At 74.3% G+C, this 12,205-nt stretch carries 9 protein-coding genes and 2 pseudogenes; 3 read left to right on the forward strand and 8 right to left on the reverse strand.

Translation table 11 applies throughout. From position 1 onward, the window contains the following. Nucleotides 1-7: 7 nt before the first annotated feature. Nucleotides 8-1,006 carry an ArsR/SmtB family transcription factor gene (locus tag ABD946_RS09230; RefSeq protein ID WP_345281849.1) on the reverse strand — a complete coding sequence of 333 codons (999 nt, stop codon included), beginning with the start codon at nucleotides 1,004-1,006 and terminating at the stop codon, nucleotides 8-10. 387 nt (nucleotides 1,007-1,393) lie between these two features. Here ABD946_RS09230 and ABD946_RS09235 point away from each other — a divergent pair, with 387 nt between their 5' ends. Beyond that, a complete protein-coding gene (locus tag ABD946_RS09235; RefSeq protein WP_345281851.1) occupies nucleotides 1,394-2,821 on the forward strand; it encodes an APC family permease in 1,428 nt (475 codons plus the stop codon). Nucleotides 2,822-2,866: 45 nt separating this feature from the next. Here ABD946_RS09235 and ABD946_RS09240 read toward each other — a convergent pair whose 3' ends face one another. Continuing rightward, nucleotides 2,867-4,084, reverse strand: a complete 1,218-nt coding sequence (locus ABD946_RS09240; RefSeq protein WP_345281853.1) for an ROK family transcriptional regulator — start codon at nucleotides 4,082-4,084, stop codon at nucleotides 2,867-2,869. Nucleotides 4,085-4,291: 207 nt separating this feature from the next. On the opposite strand from ABD946_RS09240, the gene ABD946_RS09245 reads away from it, so the two are divergent. Further along, the gene (locus tag ABD946_RS09245; RefSeq protein WP_345281855.1) at nucleotides 4,292-4,927 is read left to right on the forward strand and encodes a hypothetical protein; all 636 of its coding nucleotides are present in this window, start codon (nucleotides 4,292-4,294) and stop codon (nucleotides 4,925-4,927) included. Between the two features lie 22 nt (nucleotides 4,928-4,949). Here ABD946_RS09245 and ABD946_RS09250 read toward each other — a convergent pair whose 3' ends face one another. The 6 genes and pseudogenes from ABD946_RS09250 to ABD946_RS09275 form a co-directional block, all read right to left on the reverse strand. Then, nucleotides 4,950-5,735, reverse strand: coding sequence for a DUF1295 domain-containing protein (locus tag ABD946_RS09250; RefSeq protein ID WP_345281856.1), 786 nt, complete (start codon nucleotides 5,733-5,735; stop codon nucleotides 4,950-4,952). Then, a pseudogene (locus ABD946_RS09255) lies at nucleotides 5,732-6,974 on the reverse strand (class I SAM-dependent methyltransferase). The gene ABD946_RS09250 and the pseudogene ABD946_RS09255 overlap by 4 nt, the downstream one beginning before the upstream one ends. 83 nt (nucleotides 6,975-7,057) lie before the next feature. Continuing rightward, nucleotides 7,058-7,835 (reverse strand): annotated as a pseudogene (locus ABD946_RS09260) (DUF1365 domain-containing protein). A 53-nt stretch (nucleotides 7,836-7,888) separates the two neighbouring features. Then, entirely contained in the window at nucleotides 7,889-9,211 is a 1,323-nt protein-coding gene (locus ABD946_RS09265; protein ID WP_345281858.1) for an NAD(P)/FAD-dependent oxidoreductase, read from the reverse strand. A 222-nt stretch (nucleotides 9,212-9,433) separates the two neighbouring features. After that, nucleotides 9,434-10,180 (reverse strand): anti-sigma factor, encoded by a 747-nt coding sequence (locus ABD946_RS09270; RefSeq protein ID WP_345281860.1) that lies wholly within the window; start codon nucleotides 10,178-10,180, stop codon nucleotides 9,434-9,436. Then, a complete protein-coding gene (locus ABD946_RS09275) occupies nucleotides 10,177-10,761 on the reverse strand; it encodes a sigma-70 family RNA polymerase sigma factor (protein WP_345281862.1) in 585 nt (194 codons plus the stop codon). Before ABD946_RS09275 ends, ABD946_RS09270 begins: the two co-directional genes overlap by 4 nt. Nucleotides 10,762-11,011: 250 nt before the next feature. Here ABD946_RS09275 and ABD946_RS09280 point away from each other — a divergent pair, with 250 nt between their 5' ends. Next, nucleotides 11,012-12,100, forward strand: coding sequence for a spore photoproduct lyase family protein (locus ABD946_RS09280; protein WP_345281864.1), 1,089 nt, complete (start codon nucleotides 11,012-11,014; stop codon nucleotides 12,098-12,100). The last annotated feature ends 105 nt before the right edge of the window (nucleotides 12,101-12,205 follow it).

The raw sequence follows: 12,205 nt of genomic DNA on the forward strand, positions 1-12,205 counted from the left end.
CGCTCGGTCAGGGCGCGGGCAGGGGCGGTGGGTTGTCGTGGAGGAGGTCGTGGCCGACGTCGGTGGGGGTGTGGCGGACTTGCTTGCCCTCGCGGCGGGTCGTGATCAGGCCGGCCGCGCGCAGGGCCGCGGCGTGGGCGGAGGCGGAGGGCGGGGTGACGCCCAGGCGTTGGGCGAGTTCGGTGGTGGAGCAGCCACCGGCGGCGATGGCGCGCAGGACGCGAGAGCGGGCGGGGCCGAGCACGGCGGCGAGTCCGTCGGTGTCGGGCGTACGGGCGGCGGGCTCCGCGGTCGGGGCGGCGATCGGGTGGAGCAGCAGGCTCTGGCGGTCGGGGCCGGGCAGCAGGCTGATGCTCTCTTCGACGAAGTAGTTGGGCCGCAGCTCCAGGCCCCGGCCGCCGAGTTCGAAGGAGCCCTCCAGCTGGCCGAGGGTGCACTCCAGGACGCCTTCGTCCCGCCAGACCGCCTTCGGGTGGAGCGAGTTGAGCATCTCGCCGATGCCGCCGCGGGCGGCGGTGCGGGCCCGGACGGCGATGTCGGCCTCCAGGGCACGGCGGATGTCGGGCCAGTCCGGGGCGAGGCAGTCCCGGAACAGGGCCCAGGCGCCGTCGCTGACCTCGCGCAGGCCCCGGCTGCCGTCCTCGCGCAACCGGGCCAGGGCGGACGGGAGTTCGGCGTCACCACCGAACATCGCGACGCCCTCCTCGACGGCCTGCTCGGGGACGGAGAGCATCGCGTCGAGTTCGTCGGACAGCTGCCGGCGCACGGCGTCGAGGTCGGCCACCATGAAGTCGGGGACGCCGATCGGGCTCGCGTTGACCACCTGGAGGAACCGTGCGGCCCGGTGGGGCACGTGGCGGCGGACGTCGCGCCACCACCGGTCGCTGCGCGACCCGGCGTTCTGGTGGACGCCGGCCCGGGCGGCGCCGGCCAGCAGGTGGTCGAGCGGGGATATGACGAACCGGGTCCGCGCGAGGTCCGCGACCCCGAACCTCAGCTCGATCACGAAACCCTCCCCAGGCTCCCCGCAGCCCTCATGACCTGCCGCGTCGTCGACTATTAGGCCCCGAGGCTAATGCATGGCCATCCGGCCGTCCGCGTTGGCATGCTCTCTCCCGTCGGCACGGCCGGGGCCCGCTCCGACCCCCACCACGAGGGGGGTGGGGGTCGGAGCGGGCCCCGGCCGTGCGTCCGCCGTGTCGGACGGCCACTGTCGGGCCCGCCCGGACCGACGGGACGTCAACTTCCGCGGTCATGCGGCGACCCCGGTGCTTCCGGCTCCGGCCGGGGCGGCGGGGGCTGTTCCGGGACCACGTCTTGACGCATCAAGTTAGGAAACTTAACTTATGGACCCTCTCGTGCTCCCGCTCCCTCTCACCCCCACGGAGTTCCCATGTCCGGGACGCTCAGCAGACGGATCGGCCTGTTCCAGGCCACCGCCATCAACATGAGCCAGATGTGCGGCATCGGACCGTTCGTCACCATCCCGCTGATGGTCGCGGCCTTCGGCGGCCCGCAGGCCGTGATCGGCTGGATCGCCGGCGCGGTGCTCGCCCTGGTGGACGGGCTGGTCTGGGCCGAGCTCGGGGCCTCGCTCCCCGGCTCCGGCGGTTCCTACGTCTACCTCCGCGAGGCCTTCCAGTACCGCACCGGCCGGCTGATGCCGTTCCTGTTCGTCTGGACGGCCATGCTCTTCATCCCGCTGATCATGTCCACCGGCGTGGTCGGCTTCGTCCAGTACCTCGGCTACCTCTGGCCGTCGATGGGCCAGGGCCAGGGCGACCTGGTCGGCCTCGCGGTGGTGGCCCTGGTGGTGCTGCTGCTCTGGCGCAAGGTCGAGAACATCGCCCGGCTCACCACCGTGATGTGGGGAATCATGATCGTCGCGGTCGGCGCGGTGATCGTCGCGGCCTACGCCGACTTCTCGCCCTCGATGGCCTTCACCTGGCCCGCCCACGCGATCGACCTGACCCACGGTCAGTTCTGGCTGGGCTTCGCCGCCGGCCTGACCATCGGGATCTACGACTACCTCGGCTACAACACCGCCGCCTACCTGGGCGCGGAGGTCAAGGAGCCGGGGCGGGTACTGCCGCGGGCGATCGTCTTCTCGATCATCGGCATCATGGCGATCTACCTGCTGCTGCAGATCGGCGTGCTCGGCGTGATCGACTGGCACGAGATGCTCGACCCCGACTCGGTGGCCTCCAAGTCCGTCGCCTCCGCCGTGCTGGAGCGGGTCTGGGGCCACGCGGCCGCCGACGTGGTGACGGTGCTCATCCTGGTCACCGCCTTCGCCTCGGTGCTCGCCGGACTGCTCGGCGGCTCCCGGGTGCCCTTCGACGCCGCCCGGGACCGGGTCTTCTTCCGCTCCTTCGGCCGGCTGCACAGCCGCCACCACTTCCCGGTCCTCGGCCTGGTCGCCATGGGCGTGATGACCGCGGTCGGCTTCCTGATCGGCCGGCACACCAACCTGGCCACCCTGATCGGCCTGCTCACCACCGTCATGGTGATCGTCCAGGCCTTCGCCCAGATCCTGGCCGTCACGGTGCTGAGGCGCCGTCAGCCCGCGCTGCCGCGGCCGTACCGGATGTGGCTCTACCCCGCGCCGAGCATCCTGGCCGCCGTCGGCTGGCTGGTCATCTACGGCTACGCCGACCGCAACGCGCCGGGGCTCCACCCGATCGAGTGGTCGCTGGTGTGGGTGGTGGTGGGCGTCCTGGCCTTCCTGGTCTGGTCGAAGGCCGAGAAGGTCTGGCCGTTCGGCCCGGCCGAGGTCCGGGAGGAGTACCTGCCGGCCGCCGAGGCCCCTGCGGCCTCCTGACCGCGCCGACCCACCGTCACGGCCCCGGCCGTGACGGTGGGGTGGTCAGCCCAGGCCCGCCGTCCGGCGTCCGAAGACCTCGGGGCGGGCGGTGGCGAGGGCGGTGGAAAGGGCGCCCCGCAGGACCGCCTCCTCGCCCAGCAGGCTGGCGGCCAGCCGGGGGCGCAGCGGGGTGAGCCGGTGCATGGCCTGCTCGACCGGCCCCAGCAGCAGGTCGGCGCCCTGGCCGAGGCCGCCGCCGAGCACCACCAGGTCGGGGTCGAGGACCGCCGCGACGACCGCCAGCGAGTAGGCGAGCTGCTCGGCCTCCCGGAGCACCGCGGCGGCGGCCAGCGGGTCGCCGCTCCTGGCGGCGTCGAAGACCTGTTTGGCCGTCAGGGAGCCGGCCATGCCCAGCTCCCGGGCGGTGCGCACCACCGACTCCGCCGCGGCCGCGGCCTCCAGGTTCCCGCCCCCGGGCAGCGGCAGCAGGCCGATCTCCCCGGCCGCGCCCCGGGCACCGCGCTGCAGCACGCCGTCGGCCACCACGCCCATGCCGAGCCCGGTGCCGATCAGCAGGTAGACGAAGAGGCGGCTGCCCGCTCCGGCGCCGTCCGCGTACTCCCCGAGCGCGGCGAGGTTGGCGTCGTTGTGCACGCTGATCCGCGTACCGAGCCCGGCCTCGATCCGTTCGAACAGGCCGCGCCGTCCCCAGCCGGGCAGGTTCGGGGCGTACTGGACGCGCTGCTCGGTCTCGTCCCAGACGCCCGGGCTGCCGATCACGGCGTGCACCACGTCGGCGGGCTCCAGCCCGGCCTCGGCGGTGGCGGTGCGGGCGGCGTCCACCACCGCGTCGGCGACGGCGTTGGCCGTACGGCCCCGGTTGGGCACGTCCTGGCGGCTGACGATCCGTCCGCCGAGGTCGGCGAGGGCGATCCGCAGCCGGCCGCGGCCGATGTCGACGCCGAGCACGTGCCCCGCCTCCGGGTCCGGCTCGTAGAGCACCGCGGTCCGGCCGCGTTCGGGGGCCAGCAGCCCGGCCTCGCGGACCAGCCCGGCCTGCTCCAGCGTGGCCAGCGCGGCCGAGACGGTGGGCTTGGACAGCCCGGTGTCGCGGGCCAGTTGGGCCCGGGAGGACGGTCCGTCGGTGCGCAGCCGCTCCAGCAGCAGCCACTCGTTGTTGCTGCGCAGGCGCTGCCGGCTCCACGGCTGCGCACTGCCGGGCCGCGGCGCCGGGCCCGGTCCGGCCTCCGGGCCGTCGGGCGGCACGGGGCGGGAACTCATCCATTCCTCCGGGCGGTCGCGGTCGTCCTCCGCCCGCAACTCTATGCAACCCGTCCACCTGGCCACACAACCCGTCCACCCGCCGGCGCGACTTCGTCCCGCTGATCACCAGCCGTCGGCCGCTGTCACGGCGCCGGGCTGCTTCCTGAAGGGAATCCCCGCGTGACTGTCACTGGGGAGGGCCATCCTGGAGGCGGGAGGGAAGCGATGGACATCGAGTACGTGATGCCGGAACCGGGGGCGCCGGACGCCGAGGCGCTGTTCGAGGAGGGGTGCAGGGCACTCGCCGAGGGGCGTGAGGAGGCGCAGGAGCTGTTCGAGCGGGCCGTCGCCCTGGCCGGGTCCGCGATGCTGTGGCGGATCGTCGACCCGCATGTGGAGGAGTTCGACGTGCGGGCGGCCAAGTGGATGCGTCGGGCCGTCCGGACCTTGGGGGTGCCGGGAGGGATCGAGGTCCATCCCGGCACCTTGCGGATCGTCGTGAGGCGCGGTGAGCCGGAGAGCCAGTACTGGGAGATCGAGGTCAGGTCCTTCGCGGAGGACCGTGCGGCGGTGGTGCGGGCGTTGGAGGCCGCCAAGCTGCGGATCACGCGGATCGCCCACGACGGTCGCGAGTTGTCGGATGCGGAGTTGGAGGCCGAGTACGAAGCGGGTGGTTACTTCTACACTCCGAACTACGTTGCGGTGGAGCGGGATCCGGTGCCGCGGATCGAGATGGACTGCAAGGACGGGATCATGCCCCACATGAGCCGCACCGTCATCGCCGTGGTGATCGAGGAGCTCGCGGCGGCGGGTGTCCAGCGGGCGGGTCTGTGCACGGGGCTGACGCCGAAGCCGTCCTGAGTGCCGGTCAGGCCGACGGGGGTCAGCGTGGCGGGCGCGGGATGAAGGAGCTGGTGCGGGCGGCGTAGGCGGTCCATTCGGGGCTGCGGGAGGTGGTGCCGCGTTCGGCCATCGGGCGGCCGCTGCCGAAGGCGAGGAGGTAGGTCATCAGGAGGGGGCTGAGCAGGGTGGCCCAGCCGGCCGGGTGGTCGGCGGCGAGGAGGAAGAGGCCCCACCAGACGCAGGCGTCGCCGAAGTAGTTGGGGTGGCGGGTCCAGGACCAGAGGCCGGTGGTGAGGACCCGGCCGCGGTTGGCGGGGTCGGCGCGGAAGCGGGCGAGCTGGTGGTCGCCGACGGTCTCGAAGGTGAGGCCGAGGGTCCACAGGGCCAGGGCGAGGAGGGCGAGGAGACCGGGCGGGTCGGGGAGGCGTTGGGCGATCTGGACGGGGAGGGAGACGAACCAGAGGATGGCCGCCTGGAGCAGGTAGACCTTGCGCAGGGCGAGCCGGGTGCGGGCGGGGCCGGCCGGGGCGTGGGAGAGCATGGCGGCGTAGCGCGGGTCCTCGCCCTTGCCCCGGGCGTGCCACCAGATGTGGGCGGACAGGCGCAGGCCCCAGACGACGGTCAGCACGGTCGCCAACAGCCTGCGCCCGGTGTCCCCTTGACCGTCCGACAGCAGGAAGCCGGTGAGGGCGACGGCGGTGAAGCCGAGGCCCCAGGCGGCGTCGACGCCGCGGTGGCGGCCGGTCCGGACGCCGACCGCGAAGGCGGCCAGCATCACGGCCAGCGCCGCACCGAGGGTGGCGGCCAGGGAGAGGGGCAGGCTCATCGGGCGCCGTCGCGGGTCAGGACCAGGTGCCGGACGTCGAGGTAGCCGGTGCGGAACCCGGCCTCGGAGTAGGCGAGGTAGAGCTCCCACATCCGACGGAAGACGGCGTCGAAGCCGAGCTCCGCGACCTCCTCGGCCCGGGCCGTGAACCGCTCCCGCCACAGCCGCAGGGTCTCGGCGTAATGGGGGCCGAAGCCCTCGTCGGCGCCGACCCGGAGGGAGGTGTGGCGGGCGGCGGCCTCGGCGAGGCCCTCGCGGGAGGGGATCTGGCCGCCGGGGAAGACGTACTTGAGGATCCAGGTGTACGTGTCGCTGCTGGCGAGCATCCGCTGGTGCGGCATGGTGATGGCCTGGACGGCGGCCCGGCCGCCGGGGGCGAGCACCCGGTCGATGGTGGAGAAGTAGCTGGGCCAGTACCGGCGGCCCACCGCCTCGACCATCTCCACGCTGACGACGGCGTCGTAACTGCCCTGCGCGGAGCGGTAGTCGAGGAGGCGGACGGTCACCCGGTCGGCCACTCCGGCGGCGGCGATGCGGCGGCGGGCCAGGTCGAGCTGCTCGGTGGAGAGGGTGAGGGTCTCGACCCGGGCGCCCCGGATGGCGGCCCGGATGGCCAACTCTCCCCAGCCGGTGCCGATTTCGAGCACGGTGCGGCCCGGGCCGACCCCGGCCAGGTCCAACAGCCGGTCGATCTTGCGGTGTTGGGCTGCGGGGAGGGCGGGCCAGGATGCGTCCGGGGTGCCGTTGGCGGTGGTGGGGAAGAGGGCGGAGGAGTAGCTGAGGGTCGGGTCGAGGAAGAGGGCGAAGAGCTCGTTGGAGAGGTCGTAGTGGCGCCGGATGTTCTCCCGGCTCCGCTGCTCGTCGGGGCGTTCGGCGGCGGGCGGCCGGGTGGCCCACAGCGGGCGGATCCAGGCGGTGCCGCGCGGCACCAGGGCGGCCGGGTCGGTGGCGAGCGCCGCCAGCAGGGCGACCAGGGTCCGGGGAGCTCCACTCGCCGGCCTGGTAGGACTCGCCGAAGCCGATCAGACCGGTGGAGCCGATCCGGCGGAGGAAGGAACCGGGCCGGTGCAGGCGCAGGACCGGGGCTCCGGGAGGTGCCGGGGCGAGGAGGCCGCCGTCCGGGAGTTCGACCCGCAGGCCGCGGAGGCGGGCCGCCCGCCGCAGCACCTGGCCCGCCACGGCGGCGCGCAGCGGTGCGCGCGGCACCCGGGCCACGTCCGGCCAGCGTCGCGGGTCCACCGCGGTGTCGCCGGCGGAGCCGGAGGTGGAGTCGCCGACGGGGCCGTCGGTGGGGTGGGAGAGGGGGAGGTCGGCCAGGGACGTCACGGTGTCGGTGCCTCTCTGCGGCGAAGACGGAAGGTGCGGCGGGTCTTGCGGGTACGGCGGTCGCCGCGGTCGCCGCGGTCACGGGGTTGGACGGGCAGGCCGCGCAGCAGCAGCCGGATGCCCTGGTAGCGGATGTGCAGGCTGACGGCGAGGGTGGCGAACGGGTGCCGGAGGGTGGCCAGCAGCAGCTCCCGGGCGCCCGCCGGGCGGCGCAGGCCGCGGACGGTGGCGGTGAACGCCCGCCCGCCGGGCCGGTCCAGGTGGATGGTCAGGTCGAGTCGCTCGCCCGGCACGGGCAGCCGCATCGGTAGGCGCGTCGACCGGGAAGAACGGCGAGACGTAGAACTCCTTGGGCACGGTGGCCGGGGTGGCCGGGAGGAGGTAACGGTGGTGCTGTCCATAGGTGTTGTGCACCTCGGCCACCGTGCAGACCAGCGTGCCCTCGGTGTCGTGGCACCAGTAGAGGGTGAGCGGGTTGAAGAGGTGGCCGAACGCCCGGGCCTGGGTGAGCATCAGCACCTGGCCGCCGTCGAGCAGGACGCCCTGGCCGGCCAGGTAGGCGTCCAGGTTCTGTCGCAGGGTCAGCCCCGGGGCCCCGGGGTGGTCGGCGGCCCGGAATGCGGCGAGCGGGCGCAGCGGCCTCGGGACGGGGGGAAGCCGGTCGAGGTCGACCAGCCAGAGGTGGGTCCGGTGGGCGAAGGCGTGCCGGAGCGGTGCGGTGCGGACGTGGGCGATCCGGCACTCGTAGAGCGAGGCGCCCCACGGCCCGGGCAGTTCCACGGCCCGGGCCGGTGCCGGTGCCGGGGCCGCCACCCGAGGCCGCCCGCTCACGACCGCACCCCGGCCGCGAGCAGCCGCCGGGCGGCGATCACCCCGGAGCGGCAGCCGTCCTCGTGGAAGCCCCAGCCGTGGTACGCCCCGGCGTAGGCGGTGCGGCCGCGGGTGAGGGCGGGCAGCCGGCCCTGGGCGGCGACGGTGGCGGCGGTGTAGACGGGGTGCTCGTAGACGGTGCGGGAGATCACCAGGGCCTCCGGGACGGGGCGGTGGCGGTCGTCGTTGAGGGTGACCAGGAAGTCCTCGGCGGTGTCCAGGCCGAGCAGCCGGTTGAGGTGGTAGCTGACCTGGACCTGGTCCGCGCCGTCGCGGCAGTTGGCCATCGAGTAGTTCCACGAGCCGCGGGCCCAGGTGGAGCGGGGCAGCCGGGAGACGTCGCGGTGCAGCACGGTGGGGTTGCGGGAGTAGCGGAAGGCGCCGAGCACCTCGGTCTCCTCCGGGGTCGGGTCGGCCAGCAGGCGCAGTGCCTGGTCGGCGTGGGTGGCGATCACCACCGCGTCGGCCCGGTGCTGCCGCCCGTCGCCGGTGGTCACGGTGACCCCGTCGGGGTGGCGGTGCACCGCCCGGACGGGAGCGGAGCGGTGCACGGTGGGCACGCGTTCGGCGATCTTCTCGACGTAGGTGCGGGAGCCGCCGACGACGGTCCGCCAGGTCGGCGAGCCGGTCACCGAGAGCAGGCCGTGGTTGTCGAGGAAGGTGAAGAGGTAGCGGGCGGGGTAGTCGCCCGCCAGGTCCGGAGCGCAGGACCAGACCGCGGAGACCAGCGGGGTCATGAAGTGGTGGACGAAGTAGGGCGAGAAGCCAGCCCGCTCCAGCCACCGGCGCAGCGGCGGATCGCCCGCCCGCTCGTCGGACAGCAGCCGCCGGGCCAGCCGGTGGAAGCGTGGCACCTCGGCCAGCATCCGCAGGTAGTGCCCGCGCAGGGCGAGGCCCGGGCGGGCCAGCAGCCCGGCCGGGCCGCGCGCCCCCGCGTACTCCAGGCCGCAGCCCGCGCAGCTGACCGACATGCTCATCTCGCTCTCCCGGGTGCGCACGCCGAGCTCGTCGAAGAGCCGGGTGAGCTCCGGGTAGGTGCGCCGGTTGTGCACCAGGAAGCCGGTGTCGAGCGGGATGCGGTGGCCGCCGGCGGTGGTGGCGGTCTGGGTGTGGGCGTGGCCGCCGAGCCGGGGCGCGGCCTCGAACAGCTCGACCAGGGCGCCGGCCCGGCCCAGTTCGTGCGCGGCGGTCAGCCCGGCCACCCCGGCGCCGACGACGGCCACCCGGTGGCCGGGCGGCTGTCGGCGGATGCCGTCGGAGGTGGGGAGGGTGTCGGTCACGGGTGCTCTCCGGTGGGTCCGGCCGCGCTGCCGGGGCGGCGCGGGGGCGTGCGTTCACCGGTGGTTCGGAGCCGTCCCCCGACCGGATTGCTCCGATCGGGGGACGCTGCGGACCGTTCGGGACGGGCCGGAGGGTGGCGCTGCGGACCGTTCGGGACGGGCCGGAGGGTGGCGCGGAGAGCGGCCCCGGTGGAGGTCAACCGGTCACGGCCGCGCGGGACTTCAGGTGAACGCGAGCACCATCACGGGGGCGCCGCTCGGGTGCGCCGAGCCTCCGGCCGGCTCGACGGTGACGCCGACGCCGCTCGCGCCCTGGATCGCACCGCTCAGCAGCAGCGCGCCCGAGCCCGAGCCGGAGCCCGGCATCAGCCCGGCGGGCCGCATGGTGCCCGCGTCGTCGTACCAGAGCTCGTACGTCCGGTCCGGCGGCAGGGCCGGCATCCCGGAGGCGATGAACCCGGCCTGCCCCCGGCTGCGCGACCAGACCACGGTGCCGGTCGCCCCGCCGGTGGAGGAGCTGGTGACCTTGGCGTCGGGGGCGGTGAGCAGCGCGGCGAAGGAGGCCTGACGCTCCGCCAGCCGGGCGGTCTCGGTCCGGGCCCGCTCGGCCTGCTGGTGCTGCTGGACGGCCACGCCGCCGAGGAGCGCGGCCAGGGCGACGGAGGCGGCCAGCGCCAGACGGGGCAGGCGGCCCCGGCCGGCGGGGGCACGGGTGTCGCGCTCGGTGGTCAGCGGCGGGAGCTGACGGACCGTGGGGAGCTGGGCCAGCACCCGCTCGCGCAGCTCGGGCGGCGGGGCGGCCGCCTCGGCGGCGCCCAGCCGGGCCAGGGTGGCGAGGAACTCGTCCACCTCGCGGGCGCAGGCGTGGCAGTCCGTCAGGTGGCGCTCGAAGGCGTCCCGTTCGGGCTCCTCCAAGGCGTGCGCGGCGTACGCTCCGGAGAGCGTGTGCAGCTCGGGTGCGCTGGTCATGCTCCCACCCCCAGGCAGTCGCGCAGGCGGATCAGGCCGTCCCGCATCCGGGTCTTCACGGTGCCGAGCGGCACTGCCAGCAGCTCGGCCACCTGCGGGTAGCTGTACCCGCGGTAGTAGGCCAGGGTGACCGACTCGCGCTGGAGCTCGGTGAGGCCCTGGAGGCAGCGGCGGACCTGCTCGCGCTCCAGCCGGCCCTCCACCTGCTCGGCCACCTCGTCGTAGCCGGGCACGTGGTCGCGGGCGGCGACCGCGTGCTCCCGCTCGGCCGCCGCCTGCGCGGAGCGCACCCGGTCGACGGCGCGGCGGTGCGCGATGGTCAGGACCCAGGGGAGCACCTCGCCGCGCTCCGGCTGGTACCGGGCGGCGAACCGCCACAGCTCCAGCATCACCTCCTGGGTGACCTCCTCGGACTGGGCGGGATCCCGCAGCACCCGGCGGACCAGCCCGAACACCGGTGCGGCGACGGCGTCGTAGAGCCGGCCGAAGGCGTCCTGGTCGCCGAACGCGACCTTGGCGACCAGCTCGCGCAGGTCGGGTCCGCGTCGCTGCGGACCGCTGAGGTGGACGACGGTGCTCATCCGGTCGCCTCCGGGGCGTGGTGCCTGGCGTGGCACCGGACGGGGTGGTGCATGCGGACTGACCTCCTGGGCGGCCGGCGGTTCGGGCCGCGGGCCGGACGCGGACGTACTCGACACCCAGCCTTCGGTGCCGACGGGCGGTCGGATTGGCCCGGTGGGGGATTGGTGGGGGAAATCCGGCGGAGGAGCGAACCGGACCGTCCGCGGCTCCGAACGTGCCGTGTACGTCCCCGCCGTCCGGAGGTCACCCGTGTCAGCCGTCGTCCCGCGCCAGCCCCGGCCGTTCCAGCCGCTGGACATCCGCCGCATCCACGCCGAACCGGAGGCACTGGCCTCCGAACGCGGCCGCCAGGTGCTGGCCCGCTTCCCCGAGGCGGAGGTGATCCAGGTGCCCTCGCACTGGAACATCCCGCACCTGCACGGCAACGCCGGCAACGTCGGGCGGTGGGCCAGGGTCAAGCGGGAGGACCTGGTGCTCGGGGTCCGGAAGGCGCTCTCCGCCCGCCCCAACGGCCGCTCCGCCGACTGGATCGCCCCCAGCTCCGCCAACGGCTGCGCCCTGGCCTGCGCCTACTGCTACGTGCCGCGCCGCAAGGGCTACGCCAACCCCGTGACGGTCTTCACCAACATCGACCGGATCGTCGGCTACCTCGGCCGGCACGTCGCCCGCCAGGGTCCCAAGGTCCAGCCCAACCAGTGCGATCCGGCCGCCTGGGTCTACGACATCGGCGAGAACAACGACTGCTCGGTCGACGCCCTGGTCTGCGACAACACCGCCGATCTGGTCCGGGCCTTCCGCGACTGGCCCACCGCCAAGGCGAGCTTCGCCACCAAGTGGGTCAACCGGCAGCTGTTGGAGCTCGATCCGCGCGGCCGGACCCGGATCCGGTTCTCCCTGATGCCACCGGCCGATTCGCGGCTGCTGGACATCAGCACCACCCCGGTGCCCGAACGGATCGCCGCCGCCGGGGACTTCCTGGCGGCCGGCTACGAGGTGCACTTCAACCTCTCACCGGTGGTGCTGCGCCCCGGATGGCAGGCCGACTGGGCCGAACTCCTGCACCGGATGGACGACTTGCTCCCGCTCGCGGTCAAGCGGCAGGCCGCCGCCGAGATCATCATGCTCACCCACAACGAGGCCCTGCACCGGGTCAACCTGGGCTGGCACCCGAAGGCCGAGCAACTGCTCTGGCGGCCCGGCCTCCAGGAGCCCAAGCTCTCCCAGAACGGCAGCTGGAACGTGCGCTACCGGGTGGAGACCAAGGCGATCGCGCTGGGCGAACTGCGCGGGCTGATCGAGCGTCACGCGCCCTGGCTGCGGATCCGGTACGCGTTCTGACCTGCGGTGACGCCGAGCCGTTCACCCGTGAGGGCGAAAGCCCGCAACGGTGACCCATCCGGGGCACGGGCGGCCCCGAATGCCGGATGTGAGCACAGGAGCAGC

The organism is Kitasatospora albolonga (assembly GCF_039535905.1).
In the GTDB taxonomy this organism is placed as follows: domain Bacteria; phylum Actinomycetota; class Actinomycetes; order Streptomycetales; family Streptomycetaceae; genus Kitasatospora; species Kitasatospora albolonga.

What these genes read in the sequence shown, in the direction of transcription:
- ABD946_RS09235 (WP_345281851.1), top strand. Translation starts at nt 1,394, where the DNA reads ATGTCCGGGACGCTCAGCAGACGGATCGGCCTGTTCCAGGCCACCGCC.
- ABD946_RS09240 (WP_345281853.1), bottom strand. Translation starts at nt 4,084, where the DNA reads ATGAGTTCCCGCCCCGTGCCGCCCGACGGCCCGGAGGCCGGACCGGGC.
- ABD946_RS09245 (WP_345281855.1), top strand. Translation starts at nt 4,292, where the DNA reads ATGGACATCGAGTACGTGATGCCGGAACCGGGGGCGCCGGACGCCGAG.
- ABD946_RS09250 (WP_345281856.1), bottom strand. Translation starts at nt 5,735, where the DNA reads ATGAGCCTGCCCCTCTCCCTGGCCGCCACCCTCGGTGCGGCGCTGGCC.
- ABD946_RS09270 (WP_345281860.1), bottom strand. Translation starts at nt 10,180, where the DNA reads ATGACCAGCGCACCCGAGCTGCACACGCTCTCCGGAGCGTACGCCGCG.
- ABD946_RS09275 (WP_345281862.1), bottom strand. Translation starts at nt 10,761, where the DNA reads ATGAGCACCGTCGTCCACCTCAGCGGTCCGCAGCGACGCGGACCCGAC.